The following is a 17,579-nucleotide window of genomic DNA, read 5'->3' on the forward strand; positions in this document are numbered from 1 at the left end:
CGTTACCGGGATCGCGTCGTTTAGCGGTCGGGCAATGCGTGCTCGACGATGGGCAGCCGGGGTTGCGGCTGTCGTTCGCCACGCTTGGCGGCCAGGTATACCTGCGCGGTTTCCTCGGCCACCGTCTGCCAATCGAAGTCGGAGGTCAGACGTTCCCGGGCGGCGCGGGCATGCCGTTGCGCGGCGGCCGGATCGTCGAGCACGGTGCGCACCGCGGCGGCCAGGGCCGCCACGTCGCGGGGCGGGCAGGAAACACCGGTGACGCCGTTGATCACCGCTTCGCCCAGGCCGCCGATGTTCGAGGTCACCAGCGGCGTGCCCGCGGCGGCGGCTTCCAGAGCGGCCAGCCCGAACGGCTCGTAGTGGCTGGGCAGCACGGCGGCATCGGCGCGGTGCAATGCCTCCATCAGTTCGGCATGCTCGAGGTGGCCGACGAACCGAGTTGCCTTGAGTACCTTGTGTTTACGCGCCTGCTCGATGAGCCAGTCCTGTTGGGTGCCGTCGCCGGCGACGGTCAGCGTGGTACCGGGATTCGTACGCCTGATCCGGGGCAGCGCGGCGATCGCGTCGTGTACCCCCTTCTCGTACTCCAGCCGCCCGACGTAGAGGAGCTCGGGCGGGCCGGTGCGGGGGCGACGGGCGGCGAACGGCCAGCGCCGCGCGTCGATCCCATTGCGAATCACCGAGATCTCGGCCAGCCCCGGGCCGAACAACTCGGTGATCTCGTCGCGCATCGACGCCGAACATGTGATGAGCGAATCGGATTCGCGCACCAGCCACGACTCGACGGCGTGCACCTGGCGGCTGATCGGCCCGCTCACCCAACCCGAATGCCGGCCGGCCTCCGTTGCGTGGATGGTGGAAACCATTGGCACGTCATAGAATTGGGACACCGCAATCGCGGGATGGGCGACCAGCCAGTCGTGGGCATGCACCACATCGGGGCGCCAAAGGCGGTCGCTGCCATGCCTTTTCAGGCTCAGGCCCGCGCGGACCATGGCGTGGCCCATCGCCAGTGTCCAGGCCATCATGTCGCTGCCGAAGCTGAACTCGTGTGGGTCCTGGGCGGCCGCGATGACCCGCACACCCTCGCTGATTTCGTCGGAAGAGGGGTGGGTACTGGGGTCGGTGCCAGTGGGGCGGCGCGACAGCACCACGACGTCGTGTCCGGCCGCGGCCAGGGCGGTCGACAAATGGTGCACATGCCGTCCCAGCCCGCCGATGACCACCGGCGGGGACTCCCACGACACCATCAAGATCTTCACCGGCGTAGCCCCCTGGGAAAACTCGGTCGCGAGCGTGCGCAGAATGCCGCCGGGAGCGGCGTGTCGGCGGGCCGACACGCACGCTCGCGGCAAAAGAGGGTCACCGGGGGAGCCTTCGTGCGTCGAGAGCGCCGAACAGGCCGTCGGCGCGGTTCCACCCCTCGGCCAGGCGCTGTGCGCTGTCGCGGCGGCCCGACGCCAGCGCCCCGGCGATCTCCCGGGTGGCGTGTGCATGCAGATGGGCGCGATAACGCGCGTAGTCGGCCGCCGAATCCTTGCTCACCATGAACGGCCAGTCACTGGAAACGGTCAAGAGTGTCTCGCGCAGAATCTGGTCGGCCACGTGATCGCGGGGCAGCGGTCCGTCCAGCGATGCCGTCTGCGCCAGCGCCTTGTCGACCGTGGTCAACGCCGTGTCGACCACTTCATTGTTGAGCTGGACCAGATCGGCCACCTGGTCGCCGTTCCACACCTGCCAGTCCTTGCCCGAACCCCAAGAGCTGGGCGGTAATTCGACGGCCTCGCCGACGTATCCATCGTTGAGCGCGTCGCGCAGCGTCCCCACCCGTACCCCGGCTGCGGGCAACGCGCGCAGCACCCGCTGCAGCCACGTCGGGCCTTCGTACCACCAGTGGCCGAACAGTTCGGTGTCGAAGGCGGCCACCACGTGAGCGGGCCGGCCGATGCGCTCGGACTCCGAGAGCAGCCGGCTGCGTACCACGTCGACGAAGTCGGCGACGTGCACGTCGACCGCGCGGTCGGCACGCTCGGGGTCGTAGGGCGCTTTGGCGTCCGATGCCACATTGCGGCCGGTGACCCGGGCCGGTTTGAGGCCGGTGAGGTGGTCGTAGGTGTGGAAATCGCGGTAGGCGGCGTGACCGGGATAGCCGGATTTCGGCGACCACACCCGGTAGCTGACCTGCAGGTCGCGCCCGAAGGCCACCACGTCGCTGCCACCCACCGGCCGGCCCAGCGCGGTGTCGCCGTGCAGCGACGGGCCGTCGACCATGAAGTGGGAGATGCCGGCAGCCGCGTACTCGGTTTCCAGGCCCGGGGCGTAGGCGCATTCGGGCGCCCAGATACCAGTCGGGGTGTGCGCCAGCCGCTGCCGGGCATCGGCGAGGCCTTCGCGCAGCGCGAACTCGCGCAGCCGCGGGGCGAGCAGCGGCTGGAACGGGTGGGCCAAGGGCCCGCCGAGCAGTTCGACGGTGTCGGCGTCGATCAGGCCGCGCAGCAGCGGGCTGCCGCCGTGGCGCCATAGCGTGGCGAAGTCGTCGAGGGCCTGGCCGGCCTCGGCGCGCTCGCGAATGCCGAAGGCCCGCAACGCTTCTGGTGTGCAGGACGGATAGCCGGCCGATTTCGAGCTGGGTGCCGTCCGTACGGTGGCCGCCTCCTCAGCGCGCAGCCGCCAGTTGGCCAGCCAATGGTGCATGCCGTCGAGGCAGTACGGGTCGTCCAGCTGGGCGTTGACCACCGGCGTCATGCCCAGCGTGATGAGTCCGTGGCGGTCCTCGTCGGCCAGGGTCCGCAGCACCCGGAACAACGGCAGGTAGGCCGCCGCCCACGACTGGTAGAGCCATTCCTCGCCGACCGGCCAGCGGCCGTGATGCGCCAGCCAGGGCAGATGGGTGTGCAGGACCAGGGTGAACAGGCCGGGCACCGGGGTTGTCCCGGAACTCGCCGTGCTCAAGGGCGCACCGCGATCGCAATGAGGTCCAGGCTGCCGTCGATAGCGCGGGTGCTGATGTCGAAGTCGGCGGTGGTGACCGCCGCGACGTCGGCGGCCAGCTCGCGCGGCCAGGGTGCGCCGGTGACCGCCCGCGCGATCTGCGCGTCGATGATGGAGCCGCCGTGGCGGGCGTCCATCTGCTGTAGCCGAGGCCCGTGAAACAGCCCGCTCATCGACACGTCGGTGAAGCCGCCGTCCACCAGTAGTTGGGCGAGCTCGCGGGCATTGAGCTCGCGGGTGTGGAACGGGTTGATCGGGGTGTCGCGGCCGGGGGAGAAGGTGATCCGGTTGGGGGTGGACATCATCAGCAGCCCGGCGGGCCGCAGCACCCGCGCACACTCGCGCACGAACTGGCCCTGGTCCCACAGGTGCTCGATGACCTGAAAGTTCACCACGACGTCCACCGACGCGTCGGGCAGCGGCAGCTCGGCGAGGTTTGCCTGCATCACCTCGACCCGCGGGTAGCGGCTGCGCACGTGGGCCACCGCGGCGTCGTCGTAGTCGACCGCCACGACGCGGCGGGCGACGCCGGCGATCAGATCGGCGCCATAACCTTCGCCGCAGCCGGCTTCGAGCACGTCACGGCCGGCGCAGCGGGAGGCCAGCCGTTCGTAGACCACCTCGTGGCGGCGAAACCAGTAATTCTCGATGTCCAGGTCTGGAATGGTGCGCTCGCCCGTCAGCGTCAGCACGGTATCGACGGCCCCCGAAGTATCGGCGGGCACGTCGCGGGGAACGTCGGGAACGAATGCGCTCATTGCTAAGGCAGGCTAACCCCTGGCATCCGATTCGCGAACCTGGCACCGGGTGCAGGGGAAGGAATGACCAGCACTACCCGCTATGGTGTGAGGGCAGTCTGCACAAAGTTACCGTCTAGTAACATTTCCGCGTGCGGTTGCGAATCGCGTGACCGAGGTCCGGCAGTCGAGCGCTGCGGACGCCTTCGAGGAGGACGAACCACAACCATGACGAACATCGTGGTGCTGATCAAGCAGGTCCCAGACACCTGGTCGGAGCGCAAGCTGACCGACGGCGACTACACGCTGGACCGCGAGGCCGCCGACGCGGTGCTGGACGAGATCAACGAGCGCGCTGTGGAAGAAGCGCTGCAAATCCGTGAGCGGGAGGGCGGCGACGGGTCGGTGACCGTGCTGACCGCGGGCCCCGAGCGCGCCACCGAGGCGATCCGCAAGGCGCTGTCGATGGGCGCCGACAAGGCCGTCCACCTCAAGGACGACGGCATGCACGGTTCTGACGTGATCCAGACCGGATGGGCACTGGCCCGCGCGCTGGGCACCATCGAGGGCACCGAGCTGGTGATCGCCGGCAACGAGGCCACCGACGGGGTGGGCGGCGCGGTGCCGGCCATCATCGCCGAGTATCTGGGCCTGCCGCAGCTCACCCACCTGCGCAAATTGTCTGTCGAGGGCGGCAAGGTCACCGGCGAGCGCGAGACGGACGACGGCGTCTTCACGCTAGAGGCGACGCTGCCCGCAGTGGTCAGCGTCAACGAGAAGATCAACGAGCCGCGCTTCCCGTCCTTCAAGGGCATCATGGCCGCCAAGAAGAAGGAAGTGACCGTGCTGACCTTGGCCGAGATCGGGGTCGAGGGCGACGAGGTCGGGCTGGCCAATGCGGGTTCGACGGTGTTGTCGTCGACGCCCAAGCCGCCCAAGACCGCGGGTGAGAAGGTCACCGACGAGGGCGAGGGCGGCAACCAGGTCGCCCAGTACCTGGTCAGCCAGAAGATCATCTAACCGAGCCCCTGAGACGAGAAGAGCGAATAAACCATGGCTGAAGTACTGGTGCTCGTTGAGCACGCCGAAGGCGCGCTGAAGAAGGTCAGCGCCGAACTGATCACCGCCGCCCGCGTGCTGGGCGAGCCGTCCGCGGTCGTCATCGGCCCCCCGGGCAGCGCCGCACCGCTGGTGGACGGGCTCAAGGAGGCCGGCGCCGCGAAGATCTACGTCGCCGAGTCCGACGTCGTCGACCAGTATCTGATCACTCCGGTTGTCGACGTCCTGGCATCCCTGGCCGAATCGGCATCGCCGGCGGGCGTGCTGTTGGCCGCTTCCGCCGACGGCAAGGAGATCGCCGGCCGGCTCGCGGCCCGCATCGGGTCGGGACTCCTGGTCGACGTCGTCGAGGTGAAAGAGGGCGGGGTTGGCGTGCACTCCATCTTCGGTGGCGCGTTCACCGTCGACGCGCAGGCCAACGGCGACACCCCGGTGATCACCGTGCGGGCCGGAGCCGTTGAAGCCGAGCCGCAGGCCGGCGCCGGCGAGCAGGTGAACGTGGAGGTGCCGGCTCCCGCCGAGAACGCCACCAAGGTCACGTCGCGGGAGCCCGCGGTGGCCGGCGACCGGCCGGAGCTCACCGAAGCCACCGTCGTGGTGTCGGGTGGCCGCGGTGTGGGCAGCGCGGAGAACTTCAGCGTGGTCGAGGCGCTGGCGGACTCACTGGGGGCGGCTGTGGGCGCATCGCGTGCCGCGGTCGACTCCGGCTACTACCCGGGCCAGTTCCAGGTGGGCCAGACCGGTAAGACGGTGTCGCCGCAGCTCTACATCGCGCTGGGCATTTCCGGGGCGATCCAGCACCGCGCGGGCATGCAGACGTCCAAGACCATCGTCGCGGTCAACAAAGACGAAGAGGCGCCGATCTTCGAGATCGCCGACTACGGCGTGGTCGGCGATCTGTTCAAGGTGGCTCCCCAGCTGACGGATGCGATCAAGGCGCGCAAGGGCTGAGTTTCGTGCGTCTGCTGGCCGGTCAGCCGGCCAGCAGGCCGTCGGTGCCGGTGACGCCGGCTTGGCCGTTTTCGCCGTTGTTCCCACCGGCTGCGGCGGTGCCGCCGACGCCGCCGGACCCGCCGGCACCGCCGGCGCCGATCACCTGTGCGGCCCCGCCGTTGCCGCCGTTGCCGCCATTGCCGCCGCTCAACCCGCCCACATAGGTAGTGCCACCGCCACCACCAGCGCCGCCCGCGCCGCCATTGCCGTATAGCCCGCCGACGCCGCCGCTACCACCGTTACCGCCGCTGCCGCCGGTGCCCTCGGCGCCACCCGGTCCATTGAGACCATCTCCGCCGGCGCCGCCATGCCCGCCGATACCGCCGGTGCCGAAGAGCATTCCGCCCGCACCGCCGGCGCCGCCCGCCCCGCCGCTCCCACCGGCTGCGGCCCCACTTTGCGCTCCGGCTCCGCCTGAGCCGCCAGATGCGCCTAGGCCGAAGAGCCCCGCGGCACCTCCGCTGCCGCCCGCGCCGCCGTTGCCGCCCGCAAAACCAGTGGTGGTTGTGCCTTTGCCGGTGGTGAATGTCGCGCTGCCGCCGACGCCGCCCTGCCCACCCGAACCGGCGGTGCCGTACAGCCAACCCCCGCGGCCACCATCGCCGCCCTGGCCGCCGTCACCGGCTGCCTGGTTGGCGCACAACCCGCCGGCACCACCGCCACCTCCGGCTCCGCCGGCACCGAGCAGCCCGGCGGCGCCGCCGGCTCCGCCGGCGCCGCCACTGCCGGCGGTCACGCCGATGACAAGTCCGCCGCTGGGGCCGGTGTAGGTTGCCGACCCGCCGTCGCCGCCCTGGCCGCCGGCCCCGGCATTTCCGTACAGCCACCCGCCACCGCCGCCGTCACCGCCGGCGCCACCCTGGCCGCTGCGGGCGAGCCCGGTAAGCCCGCCGGTCCCGCCGGTGCCACCTTGTCCGCCGGCGCCGAACAATCCCGCTGCGCCGCCGGCCCCGCCGGCACCGCCGACGCCGCCGGAAATGCCGTTGGCAGCATCATTGCCGTCACCGCCGGCACCGCCTTGTCCACCGGCCCCGGCGTCCCCTACCAGCCATCCGCCGTGGCCACCGGTCCCGCCCGCACCGCCGTTGCCGCCGGTGGCGCCGCCGGGATTGCCAGGACCGGTTCCTGCGGCGGTACCACCGCCACCACCGGCACCGCCGGCGCCGCCGGCACCCCACGAACCGGCAGCTCCACCGGCCCCGCCGGCCCCGCCATTGGCCCCGTTGAAGCCGGTCGCTGCCGGCAGGGCCGCACCCCCGGCGCCGCCGCTGCCGCCGTTGCCATATAGCCAGCCGCCGCTTCCGCCGGAACCGCCGGCCGCGCCGGGCCCGCCGGCGCCGCCGTTGCCGCCGTTGCCGATCAATCCCGCGGCGCCGCCTGCTCCGCCGGCCACCCCAGCGTTCGTCCCGGGCGCGCCATTACCGCCGTTGCCGTACAACAGCCCGCCTGGGCCGCCGGGCTGGCCGGGACTGGTGCCATTGGCGCCGTTCCCGATCAGCGGCCGGTTCAGCAGCGTCTGGGTGGGCGCGTTGAGCAGATCCAGCGCGCTCTGCAGTGGGGAAGTGTTGAGCGCCTCGGCAACGGCGTACTGTCCTGCGGCGCTGCTCAATGCGCGGACAAACTGCTGATGAAACGAGTTTGCTTGGGCACTAAGCCCCTGGTATTGCCGGGCGTGGCTGCCAAACACCGCCGCGATTGCCGTCGATATCTCGTCACCGCCGGCGGCCGCCAAGCCTGTGGTCGGGAGGGCTGCGGCCAGGTTGGCGGCGTTCAGCGTCGCTGCGACGCCTTCCAAATCCCTTGCGGCCAGGCCTAACAACTCGGGTACGGCTATCAGAAACGACATCGGGTCAGCGTATCGCCATCTAGCCGGACAAGGAGCACAGTATCGCGATCGCAGGTTCCGTCGGCGTTTGGCTTAACTGGCGCCAGTGCGGCTGATCTGGGCAAGTATTCGGCCAATGGTGAGACCACATTCAACGTCCGGCAATGTTGGTGTGAATGCCGGCCGGTTGCTGCGACATCTAGTCATCTGACGTGCACCGACATGTCACAGCGTCGATGCCGGTTAGCTGACCGCCTGGGCCACGTTGTTTCTCATGAGCATTGCTTCTGTCCTCATACCCAGCGAGAAACCACGTGACGCGGCGACGGGGCCGTCTGCCGGGCCGCGCTATTCGCTCTTGCTGTCCACCGACCCGTCGCTCATCGAAGCCGCACAGCGGCTTCGCTACGACGTATTCAGCAGTACCCCGGGGTTTGCGTTACCCACCGCGAGCGACAGCCGCGACGTCGACAGGTTCGACGAGTACTGCGACCATCTGCTGGTCCGCGACGACGACACGGGCGAGCTGGTTGGTTGCTACCGGATGTTGCCGCCGCCGGGCGCCATCGCCGCCGGCGGGCTCTACACCGCCACCGAGTTCGACGTTCGCGCGTTCGATTCGCTGCGGCCCTCGTTGGTCGAGATGGGCCGCGCCGTGGTCCGCGACGGACACCGCAACGGCGGGGTGGTGCTGCTCATGTGGGCGGGCATCCTGGCCTATCTGGACCGCTGCGACTACGACTATGTGACCGGTTGCGTGTCGGTACCGGTGTGCAGCGAGGGCGACGTACCCGGAAGCCAGATCCGCGGCGTGCGCGATTTCGTGCTGAGCCGCCACCCGGCGCAGTACCGGGTGCGGCCCTACCGGCCCGTGTCCATCGACGGCAGGGGACTGGGCGACATCGACGCGCCGGCTCGGCCGACGATTCCGGCGCTGATGCGCGGTTACCTCAGGTTGGGCGCTCGAGTGTGCGGCGAGCCCGCGCACGATCCGGATTTCGGTGTCGGCGACTTCTGCGTGCTGCTGGCAAAACGCGACGCCGACACCCGATATCTCAAGCGACTGCGCTCGGTGTCGGCGGCGGCCGAAATGGCGGGCGGCGCGTCTCGATGACCAGCCCGGTGCGCGCCCCCGCAGCCCTCGGACACTCCTGGCTACCCCGCGCATCGTGTGACATCAACTGTGTGGGCATGGACGCCACACCCTCCTCCCGGCCGGTGCTGGTGGCGCTGCGGGTAGCGCTGCGCGTGGCGCTGGTGCTGTTGCTGGCACCGGGGGTGCCGCTGCTGGGGGTGCCGCTGCCCGGCCGCACCCACGCCCAGCGCGCCTACTGCAGACTGGTGCTGCGCTGCCTCGGTGTCCGAATCACGGTGTCGGGCAGCCCTATTCGAAATCTGCGCGGCGTACTGGTGGTGAGCGGCCACATGTCCTGGCTGGATGCGTTCGCCATTGGCGCGGTCTTGCCGGGATCGTTTGTCGCCCGTGCCGACATGTTCACCGGACGCGCGACGGGAATCGTGGCGCGCATCCTGAAGATCATCCCGATCGAGCGGTCCAGTCTGCGACGGCTGCCCGTCGTGGTCGAGACCGTCGCCCGCCGGCTGCTCGCCGGTCACACGGTGGTGGCTTTTCCCGAGGGCACGACATGGTGCGGCCGGGCGTACGGGAGCTTCTATCCGGCGATGTTTCAGGCCGCGATCGACGCCGGCCGCCCCGTACAACCGCTGCGGTTGTCGTATCACCACGTCGACGGCAGCGTGTCGACCGCGCCGGCCTACGTCGGCGACGACACCTTGTTGCGGTCGGTCTACCGGCTGCTGCGGGTGCGCCGCACGGTGGCCTGTTTGCGGGTGGAGTCGTTACAGCTGCCGGGCACCGACCGCCGCGATTTGGCCAGGCGCTGCCAGTCGGCCATACAGGCCGGGGAACCACGGCGGATAGGGCAGCACTCGAGGCTGATAGCGCCCGCGCTATCGCGTTCTGGGATTGGGTATCCAGGGTGCGAGGGTGCCCGTGTGGCTGAAGTGGCTGATGGTGCAGCTTTCCCGCCCGCTCGCGAGTTTGGGGTCGCCTAACCGGCCGGTATCGTGGGGCGGGTCATGGTCTACCTGGATCACGCTGCCAGCACCCCGATGTACCCCGCGGCCATCGAGGCGATGACGGCCGTCCTGGGCACCGTGGGTAACGCCTCGTCGCTGCACACCTCCGGGCGTGCGGCGCGCCGGCGGATCGAGGAATCCCGGGAGCTGATCGCGGACAAACTGGGGGCGCGCCCATCCGAGGTGGTCTTCACCGCCGGGGGCACCGAGAGCGACAACCTGGCGCTCAAGGGAATCTACTGGGCGCGCCGCGACGCGGCACCCGGCCGTCGGCGCATCGTCACCACCGAGGTGGAACACCACGCCGTGCTGGACGCGGTCAACTGGCTCGCCGAACATGAAGGCGCCCAGGTGACCTGGTTGCCCACCGCGGCCGACGGCTCGGTGTCGGCCGCGGCGCTGCGCGAGACGCTGCAGGACCACGATGATGTCGCGCTGGTATCGGTGATGTGGGCCAACAATGAGGTGGGCACCATCATGCCCACCGTCGAGCTGGCCGCTGTCGCAGCCGAATTCGGCGTCCCCATGCACAGCGACGCCATTCAGGCGGTCGGACAGCTGCCGGTCGATTTCAGAGCCAGCGGGCTGTCGGCGATGAGCGTGGCCGCGCACAAGTTCGGTGGCCCGCCCGGCGTGGGCGCCCTGCTGTTGCGCCGCGACGTGGCCTGCGTGCCGCTATTGCACGGCGGCGGTCAGGAACGCGATATCCGTTCCGGCACACCGGATGTCGCCGGTACGGTCGCAATGGCCGTCGCCGCCCGGATCGCAGTCGACGGGCTGGACGTCAACAGCGCCCGGCTACGCGTGTTGCGGGACCGCCTGGTCGACGGTGTGCTCGCCGAAATCGAGGATGTTCGCCTCAACGGTGCTCACGATCCGTCCCCCGCAAGCGGGAGGTACCCCCAGCGGCTACCGGGCAACGCGCACTTCACTTTCCGGGGGTGCGAAGGCGATGCGCTGTTGATGTTGTTGGACGCCAACGGAATCGAATGTTCGACCGGCTCTGCCTGCACGGCCGGCGTTGCGCGGCCGTCGCATGTGTTGATCGCGATGGGCGCCGACCCCGCCAGCGCCCGCGGGTCGCTGCGTCTTTCATTGGGGCACAACAGTGTTGACGCCGATGTCGACGCGGCTCTGGAAGTGTTACCGGGTGCGGTGGCGCGCGCCAGGCGGGCCGCTCTGGCCGCCGCGGGGGCTCCGTAGGTGAAGGTTCTCGCCGCGATGAGCGGTGGTGTCGACTCGTCGGTCGCCGCCGCCCGGATGGTCGAAGCCGGTCACGACGTGGTCGGCGTGCACCTGGCGCTGTCCGCCGCACCGGGCACCCTGCGCACCGGCTCGCGCGGCTGCTGCTCCAAGGAAGACGCGGCAGACGCCCGCCGCGTTGCCGACGTGCTCGGAATCCCGTTTTATGTATGGGATTTCGCGGAAAAGTTTCAGCAGGATGTGATCGACGATTTCGTGTCGTCCTATGCCCGGGGCGAAACCCCCAACCCGTGCGTGCGGTGCAATCAGCAGATCAAGTTCTCGGCCCTGTCGGTGCGAGCGCTGGCGCTGGGCTTCGACTGCGTGGCGACCGGGCACTATGCGCGGTTGTCCGGGGGGCGACTGCGCCGTGCCGTCGACCGCGACAAGGATCAGTCCTACGTGCTGGCGGTGCTGAGCGCCGAGCAGCTGCGGTACGCGGCGTTCCCGATCGGGGACACCCCCAAGCCGCAGATCCGTGCCGAGGCTGCCCGCCGGGGCCTGGCCGTCGCCGACAAGCCGGACAGTCACGACATCTGCTTCATTCCGTCGGGCAATACCCGCGCATTCCTGGGTGAACGCATCGGCGTGCGCCGCGGTGCCGTCGTCGATTCCGAAGGCGCGGTGCTCGCCGAACACGACGGGGTGCACGGGTTCACCGTCGGCCAGCGCAAGGGGCTGGGCATCGCCGGCCCGGGACCGGACGGCCGTCCGCGCTACGTCACCCAGATCGACGCCGATACCGCAACAGTCCACGTGGGGGAGGCGGCCGAGCTCGACGTGCACGCGCTGACCGGGCGGGCGCCGATCTTCACCGCCGGAACCGCACCGGCGGGGCCGCTCGAGTGTGAAGTGCAGGTTCGTGCGCACGGTGAAACTGCCAGTGCCACAGCTGAATTGAGCGGCGACGAACTCGCTGTCAGCTTGCATGCCCCGCTTCGGGGCGTCGCGCGGGGCCAGACTGCGGTGCTCTACCGGCCGGATCCAGACGGCGACGAAGTGCTTGGCAGCGCCACCATCGCCGGCACCTCGCGGTTGACGCGGGCCTGACAAGGACCGAGTCAGCCTGGCACGTTCGCGGCGATGTTCGTCATCACGATGTCGGACACCGATTGCGGGAAGCCGCAGTACGTCACTTCGAGCAACGCCACCGACAGGATCCGGTAGTCGCGGCCGCAATCGCCGGGGCGCAGGGTCAGGGAGTCGCCGTCGGCCTTCCAGTGGCTGACGAACAGCCAGCCGCTGGACGTGGCCGCGCAGTTGCCCACCGAGGTCACCAGGGCGTTGAAGGCCCGGCGGGCAGCGCCGGCATCCCGATAGGCTGCGGCAGCTTCGGAGATCAGGCGACCGTCCGGCGGATCCTGAAACGTGGTCTTGTGAAACCCCGCAAGGTCAGGGCCGAAGGTCGCCGTTTCGGCGAAGATGAAGCGGCATTCCGGTGGCGCCGTCTCGGCCAGCGCGTCGATGTCCACCGGGGACCTGCCATCCATCGAGGGGATGATCGTCAAATGCTCACCGGCGCCGGTGATCGCACGCATTCGCGACTGGTCCAACAGCAGCGCGCCGGTATCGAGCACGCCCAGCGGAGTGGCATCGTATGCCGGCAACGCCGTACCGCCCACCACCCGCGTGCACGCCACTGCCAGCAACGTTGCGCAAGACAACAGCAGCGGCCGTATCAGTCTCGCCATCTGCCACCCTTCTTGGGTCGAACCTACCCGTGCGGCCCAGGCGTAAACACCCCTGGGGACCCACCCGTGATCTGACGTCGAATACGGTTGCCCGGTGAGTGTTTTCGCCCCTCATTTCGCGACAGCCACCGGCATCGGATCGTGGCCGGGCGTCGCCGCGCGGCCGGCGGCCGAAGTCGTGGTCGGTGAATTGGCGGGCGCGTTGGCCCATCTCGTGGAGTTGCCCGCCAGGGGAGTGGGCGCCGACATGCTGGGGCGAGCCGGTGCACTGCTGATCGACGTAGCCATCGACACGATGCCGCGCGGCTACCGCGTCGTCGCCCGGCCCGGTGCGGTGACCCGGCGGGCGGTCAGCCTGCTCGACGAGGACATGGACGCGCTGGAGGAGGCCTGGGAAATCGCGGGCCTGCGCGGATCCGGACGGGTGGTCAAGGTGCAGGCTCCGGGCCCGGTCACCTTGGCAGCGGGGCTGGAGCTGGCCAACGGCCACCGGGCCATCACCGATCCCGGCGCCGTGCGCGACCTGGCCGCGTCGTTGGCCGAAGGCATCGCGGCCCACCGTGCGGCGCTGGCGCGGCGTCTCGATACGCCGGTGGTGGTGCAGTTCGACGAGCCCTCGCTGCCGGCGGCGTTGGGCGGGCGGCTGAGCGGAGTCACCGAGCTGAGCCCGGTGGCACCGCTGGACGAGGCGGTGGCCGGCGCACTGCTCGACGCCTGTGTCCAAACCGCGGGCGCGGACGTGGTGCTGCATGTCTGTAGTGCGGGGGTGCCGTGGGAGCTGTTGCAGCGCAGTGCAATTAGTGCGATTTCGGTGGATGCCGGCACGCTGCGGGCAACCGATCTGGAAAGTATCGCGGAATTCGTCGAATCGGGCCGCGTCATTGTGCTTGGTGTCGTGCCTGCCCTCGCACCGGAGTGCAAGCCGTCAGCAGAAGAGCTGGCCGCCGCGGTGGTCGCGGTGACCGATCGCCTCGGTTTCGGTCGCTCGGCGCTGCGCGATCGGGTAGGCATCGCCCCGGCCTGTGGCCTGGCAGGTGCCACCCAGCAGTGGGCGCGCACCGCGATCGGACTGGCCCGCAAGGCCGCCGAAGCGTTCGCCTCAGACCCCGACGCAATCGAATAAGCAACTGAAAGGTTGCGCTTTGCCGCGTGATGTGGTGTGCTGAAAGGCAACCAGGAGGTTGCGTATGAGTACCGACCGCATCGAGAAGCGCGTGGTGTTGCGTGCGTCGTTGGACCGGGTATGGCGGGCCATAAGTGACGCGGAGGAGTTCGGGCGCTGGTTCGGCATCCGCTTTGATGGGCCCTTCGTCGCTGGAATGTCCATCACCGGCGTCATCACCCCGACGATCGTCGACGACAAGATCGGCAAGCGCCAGCAACCACACAGCGGGGTGCGAAGCAGCTGGCAGATCGTCGCGGTGGAACCGCAGCGCCGATTTGCCTACCGCTGGCATCCCTTCGCGATCGACCCGGCCGCCGACTACGACCAGGAGCCCACCACGCTGGTGGAATTCACGTTGGCGGAGACGCCCGAGGGTGTGCTGCTCACCATCGTCGAGTCCGGTTTCGACGCCATTGGGGAGGACCGTCGCAATGAGTCCTACCGGGCCAACTCCGAGGGCTGGGCGATTCAGACCGACCTGGTGCGCAGGTATCTGGAAGCCACGCGGGTGTGAGCACGGTTGGGGCGCCGCTCTTCGACGCGCTTGGAGACCCGAATCGCTTGCGGATTATCGTCAGGTTGTGCCACGCCGGGCCAAGCTCGACATCGCAAGTAACGCAGGGTATTTCAATTACCCGGCAAGCCGCGACCAAACACTTGCAGCTATTGGAGTCCGCGGGATTGGTCACCAGCTGTCGGCGCGGACGCGAGCGCCTTTGGATGGTGCAAACCGAACCGTTGGCCCGTGCCAGCGACTACCTCGCGCAGCTGTCGCTGCGCTGGGATGCCGCGATGGACCGGCTGCGGGCTCATGTGGAGGGCTGAGAGGCCCCGGCGTCTAGTCACATCCGCCACAGGAGTCCCTGGTCGACGGGACTACCTGTTTGCCTGCCTCACAGCGACAATTCGGCCGCCATCGCCCGGTAGGATCCAGATTGTCGCTGTGAGGCAGGCAAATCGACCACTCTTCTCCGAGAGACCAGAGTGCCCATTGTGACTGATGCGCCGGCGGTGACGACCGCGGCTGGCTCCGTCGGCCCGTTTAGATAACCTGCCAGGGTGAGCTCACCCGAGGTATTGCACGAGTGGCAGGAACTGGCCGAGGAGGTGCGCGAACACCAATTCCGCTACTACGTGCGGGACGCGCCGATCATCACCGATGCGGAGTTCGACAAGCTACTGCGCCGCCTGGAAGCGCTCGAAGAACAGCATCCAGAGCTGCGCACACCCGATTCGCCCACCCAGCTCGTCGGCGGTGCCGGCTTTGCGACGGACTTCGAATCGGCCGCGCATCTGGAACGGATGCTCAGCCTCGACAATGCCTTCAGCTCAGAGGAACTCGGCGCCTGGGCCGGGCGCGTGCACGCCGAAGTCGGTGACGCGGCGCACTATCTGTGCGAGCTGAAAATCGACGGTGTCGCACTGTCTTTGGTCTACCGGGACGGACGCCTCACCCGCGCGGCCACTCGCGGCGACGGCCGCACCGGTGAGGACGTCACGCTGAACGCCCGCACCATCGACGACGTTCCGCAACGCCTCACCGACAGTGCCGCTTACCCGGTCCCTGAGATCCTCGAGGTGCGCGGCGAGGTCTTCTTCCGCGTGGAGGACTTCCAGGCGCTCAACGCCAGCCTGGTCGAGGCGGGCAAGGCGCCGTTCGCCAACCCCCGCAACAGTGCGGCGGGATCGCTGCGCCAAAAAGACCCGGCGGTAACCGCCCGTCGCAGGCTGCGGATGATCTGTCACGGGTTCGGTCACACCGAGGGCTTTCGTCCGGTTACCCAGCACGATGCCTACCTGGCGTTAAAGGATTGGGGCCTGCCGGTTTCCGAGCACACCACCGTGGTCTCCGACCTGGCCGGGGTGCAGGAGCGCATCGACTACTGGGGCGAGCATCGCCATGAGGTCGCCCACGAAATCGACGGCGTGGTGGTCAAGGTCGACGAGGTGGCGCTGCAGCGCAGGCTGGGCTCCACGTCGCGGGCCCCGCGCTGGGCCATCGCCTACAAGTACCCGCCCGAGGAAGCCCAGACGAAGCTGCTCGACATCAAAGTCAACGTCGGCCGCACCGGCCGGGTCACCCCGTTCGCGTTCATGACGCCGGTGAAGGTCGCCGGGTCGACGGTTAGTCAGGCCACACTGCACAACGCCTCGGAGGTCAAGCGCAAGGGCGTGCTGATCGGCGACACCGTGGTGATCCGCAAGGCCGGGGACGTCATCCCCGAGGTGCTGGGGCCCGTCGTCGACCTGCGCGACGGGTCGGAACGCGAATTCGTCATGCCCACAACGTGTCCCGAGTGTGGCACCACGCTAGCGCACGAGAAGGAAGGCGACGCCGACATCCGCTGCCCCAATGCGCGCGGCTGCCCGGCGCAATTGCGGGAGCGGGTATTTCACGTCGCCAGCCGCAATGCGCTCGACATCGAGGTGCTGGGTTATGAGGCGGGCGCGGCCCTGCTACAGGCGCACGTCATCGGCGACGAGGGCGACGTTTTCGGTCTCACCGAAGAAGATCTGTTGCGCACCGACCTTTTTCGCACCAAGGCCGGCGAATTGTCGGCCAACGGCAAGCGGCTGCTGGCCAACCTCGACAAGGCCAAGGCCGCGCCGCTGTGGCGGGTGCTGGTGGCGCTGTCGATCCGCCACGTCGGGCCCACGGCGGCGCGTGCGCTGGCTACCGAATTCGGCAGCATCGACGCCATCGTCGACGCCTCCACCGAGGAGCTGGCCGCGGTCGAGGGTGTCGGAGCGACGATCGCCGCTGCGGTCACCGAATGGTTCACCGTCGACTGGCATCGCGAGATCGTCGAGAAGTGGCGCGCCGCCGGAGTGCGGATGGCCGACGAACGCGACGACAGCATTCCGCGCACCCTGGCCGGCCTGACCATCGTGGTCACCGGCTCGTTGACCGGGTTCTCCCGCGACGACGCCAAGGAGGCGATCGTGGCCCGCGGCGGCAAGGCGGCCGGCTCCGTGTCGAAGAAGACCTCTTATGTCGTCGCCGGTGATTCGCCGGGATCCAAGTACGACAAGGCCGTTGAACTCGGGGTGACCATTCTCGATGAGGACGGTTTCCGCAGGCTGCTCGAGCACGGGCCGCCCGAAGAACCCCCTGACAGCGAAGCGGCAGAAGTGCCATAGTGGGCGCTATGACACAGGCTGCCGAACGGTCCGCGGACTTGTCGCCGTGGTCGCCGCGCGAGGCCGAATTGCTCGCGGTGACTTTGCAGCTGCTGCAGGAGCACGGGTACGACGGGCTGACGGTGGACGCCGTCGCCAATACGGCCCACGCCAGCAAGGCAACGGTGTACCGGCGCTGGCCGTCGAAAGCCGAGCTTGTGTTGGCCGCATTCATCGAGGGGGTTCGGCAAGTCGCGGTGCCCCCCAACACCGGCACATTGCGCGGCGACTTGCTCACCATCGGCGAACTTTGCTGCCGCCAAGGAAACGAACAGGCCAGCACAATTCGCGCGGTGCTTGTCGAAATCTCGCGCCACCCCGCGCTCAATGACGCCATGCAGCATTCATCGATCAGCGCAAAGCTTTGATTCAGCACGTACTTCGACAAGCAGCCGAGCGCGGCGAGATCGCCGAGTCCGCCATCAGCGATGATCTATGGGATCTGTTGCCGGGGTATTTGATATTTCGGGCCATCGTGCACGACCGCCCGCCCACAAGTCGCACAGTGCAAGCCCTCGTCGACGATTTCATCATCCCCGGCCTCACCCGCGCCACCGACTGAGCCTGGCTTGAAAGTGTACGGTGACGTCTCT

14 protein-coding genes and 2 pseudogenes are annotated in these 17,579 nt (G+C 68.9%); 11 read left to right on the top strand and 5 right to left on the bottom strand.

Going from position 1 to position 17,579, the window contains the following annotated elements; all coding sequences use genetic code 11:
- Positions 1–20 precede the first annotated feature (20 nt).
- The 3 genes from BST12_RS05705 to BST12_RS05715 form a co-directional block, all read right to left on the bottom strand.
- Positions 21–1,265: a glycosyltransferase family 4 protein gene (locus BST12_RS05705; RefSeq protein WP_083112118.1), complete on the bottom strand. Its 1,245-nt coding sequence runs from the start codon at positions 1,263–1,265 to the stop codon at positions 21–23.
- A gap of 100 nt (positions 1,266–1,365) precedes the next feature.
- Positions 1,366–2,955 carry a 1,4-alpha-glucan branching protein domain-containing protein gene (locus tag BST12_RS05710; RefSeq protein ID WP_139801502.1) on the bottom strand — a complete coding sequence of 530 codons (1,590 nt, stop codon included), beginning with the start codon at positions 2,953–2,955 and terminating at the stop codon, positions 1,366–1,368.
- Positions 2,952–3,752, bottom strand: coding sequence for a class I SAM-dependent methyltransferase (locus BST12_RS05715; RefSeq protein WP_083112043.1), 801 nt, complete (start codon positions 3,750–3,752; stop codon positions 2,952–2,954). Before BST12_RS05715 ends, BST12_RS05710 begins: the two co-directional genes overlap by 4 nt.
- A 207-nt stretch (positions 3,753–3,959) precedes the next feature.
- Here BST12_RS05715 and BST12_RS05720 point away from each other — a divergent pair, with 207 nt between their 5' ends.
- Positions 3,960–4,751 carry an electron transfer flavoprotein subunit beta/FixA family protein gene (locus BST12_RS05720; protein WP_083112044.1) on the top strand — a complete coding sequence of 264 codons (792 nt, stop codon included), beginning with the start codon at positions 3,960–3,962 and terminating at the stop codon, positions 4,749–4,751.
- A gap of 33 nt (positions 4,752–4,784) precedes the next feature.
- Complete coding sequence (locus BST12_RS05725) at positions 4,785–5,741, top strand: electron transfer flavoprotein subunit alpha/FixB family protein (RefSeq protein ID WP_083112045.1); 957 nt, start codon at positions 4,785–4,787, stop codon at positions 5,739–5,741.
- Positions 5,742–5,763: 22 nt separating this feature from the next.
- On the opposite strand, the gene BST12_RS05730 is transcribed toward BST12_RS05725, so the two are convergent.
- Positions 5,764–7,629, bottom strand: coding sequence for a PE family protein (locus BST12_RS05730; protein WP_083112046.1), 1,866 nt, complete (start codon positions 7,627–7,629; stop codon positions 5,764–5,766).
- A gap of 253 nt (positions 7,630–7,882) precedes the next feature.
- Between BST12_RS05730 and BST12_RS05735 the strand changes: the two genes are divergently transcribed.
- The 4 genes and pseudogenes from BST12_RS05735 to mnmA all read left to right on the top strand — a co-directional run bounded on the left by BST12_RS05735 (position 7,883) and on the right by mnmA (position 12,000).
- Complete coding sequence (locus tag BST12_RS05735) at positions 7,883–8,722, top strand: GNAT family N-acetyltransferase (protein WP_083112047.1); 840 nt, start codon at positions 7,883–7,885, stop codon at positions 8,720–8,722.
- An 8-nt stretch (positions 8,723–8,730) separates the two neighbouring features.
- Positions 8,731–9,582 (top strand): annotated as a pseudogene (locus tag BST12_RS05740) (lysophospholipid acyltransferase family protein); the annotation flags it as partial.
- Between the two features lie 126 nt (positions 9,583–9,708).
- Positions 9,709–10,911: a cysteine desulfurase family protein gene (locus BST12_RS05745; protein WP_083112049.1), complete on the top strand. Its 1,203-nt coding sequence runs from the start codon at positions 9,709–9,711 to the stop codon at positions 10,909–10,911.
- Entirely contained in the window at positions 10,912–12,000 is a 1,089-nt protein-coding gene (mnmA, locus tag BST12_RS05750; protein WP_139801503.1) for a tRNA 2-thiouridine(34) synthase MnmA, read from the top strand.
- Between the two features lie 11 nt (positions 12,001–12,011).
- On the opposite strand, the gene BST12_RS05755 is transcribed toward mnmA, so the two are convergent.
- The gene (locus tag BST12_RS05755) at positions 12,012–12,641 is read right to left on the bottom strand and encodes a sensor domain-containing protein (RefSeq protein WP_083112050.1); all 630 of its coding nucleotides are present in this window, start codon (positions 12,639–12,641) and stop codon (positions 12,012–12,014) included.
- Positions 12,642–12,735: 94 nt separating this feature from the next.
- Here BST12_RS05755 and BST12_RS05760 point away from each other — a divergent pair, with 94 nt between their 5' ends.
- The 5 genes and pseudogenes from BST12_RS05760 to BST12_RS05780 all read left to right on the top strand — a co-directional run bounded on the left by BST12_RS05760 (position 12,736) and on the right by BST12_RS05780 (position 17,548).
- Positions 12,736–13,764: a uroporphyrinogen decarboxylase/cobalamine-independent methonine synthase family protein gene (locus BST12_RS05760; RefSeq protein WP_083112051.1), complete on the top strand. Its 1,029-nt coding sequence runs from the start codon at positions 12,736–12,738 to the stop codon at positions 13,762–13,764.
- A gap of 64 nt (positions 13,765–13,828) precedes the next feature.
- Positions 13,829–14,320 (top strand): SRPBCC family protein, encoded by a 492-nt coding sequence (locus tag BST12_RS05765; RefSeq protein WP_083112052.1) that lies wholly within the window; start codon positions 13,829–13,831, stop codon positions 14,318–14,320.
- A complete protein-coding gene (locus tag BST12_RS05770) occupies positions 14,317–14,631 on the top strand; it encodes an ArsR/SmtB family transcription factor (protein WP_139801504.1) in 315 nt (104 codons plus the stop codon). The genes BST12_RS05765 and BST12_RS05770 overlap by 4 nt, the downstream gene beginning before the upstream one ends.
- A 234-nt stretch (positions 14,632–14,865) precedes the next feature.
- Positions 14,866–16,947, top strand: coding sequence for an NAD-dependent DNA ligase LigA (gene ligA / locus BST12_RS05775; protein ID WP_083112054.1), 2,082 nt, complete (start codon positions 14,866–14,868; stop codon positions 16,945–16,947).
- Positions 16,944–17,548 (top strand): annotated as a pseudogene (locus BST12_RS05780) (TetR/AcrR family transcriptional regulator). Before ligA ends, BST12_RS05780 begins: the two are co-directional and overlap by 4 nt.
- The last annotated feature ends 31 nt before the right edge of the window (positions 17,549–17,579 follow it).

The sequence above is a fragment of the Mycobacterium angelicum genome, from assembly GCF_002086155.1.
Lineage (GTDB): Bacteria > Actinomycetota > Actinomycetes > Mycobacteriales > Mycobacteriaceae > Mycobacterium > Mycobacterium angelicum.

What these genes read in the sequence shown, in the direction of transcription:
- BST12_RS05765 (WP_083112052.1), top strand. Translation starts at nt 13,829, where the DNA reads ATGAGTACCGACCGCATCGAGAAGCGCGTGGTGTTGCGTGCGTCGTTG.
- BST12_RS05730 (WP_083112046.1), bottom strand. Translation starts at nt 7,629, where the DNA reads ATGTCGTTTCTGATAGCCGTACCCGAGTTGTTAGGCCTGGCCGCAAGG.
- BST12_RS05715 (WP_083112043.1), bottom strand. Translation starts at nt 3,752, where the DNA reads ATGAGCGCATTCGTTCCCGACGTTCCCCGCGACGTGCCCGCCGATACT.
- BST12_RS05755 (WP_083112050.1), bottom strand. Translation starts at nt 12,641, where the DNA reads ATGGCGAGACTGATACGGCCGCTGCTGTTGTCTTGCGCAACGTTGCTG.
- BST12_RS05735 (WP_083112047.1), top strand. Translation starts at nt 7,883, where the DNA reads ATGAGCATTGCTTCTGTCCTCATACCCAGCGAGAAACCACGTGACGCG.
- BST12_RS05725 (WP_083112045.1), top strand. Translation starts at nt 4,785, where the DNA reads ATGGCTGAAGTACTGGTGCTCGTTGAGCACGCCGAAGGCGCGCTGAAG.
- BST12_RS05720 (WP_083112044.1), top strand. Translation starts at nt 3,960, where the DNA reads ATGACGAACATCGTGGTGCTGATCAAGCAGGTCCCAGACACCTGGTCG.
- BST12_RS05745 (WP_083112049.1), top strand. Translation starts at nt 9,709, where the DNA reads ATGGTCTACCTGGATCACGCTGCCAGCACCCCGATGTACCCCGCGGCC.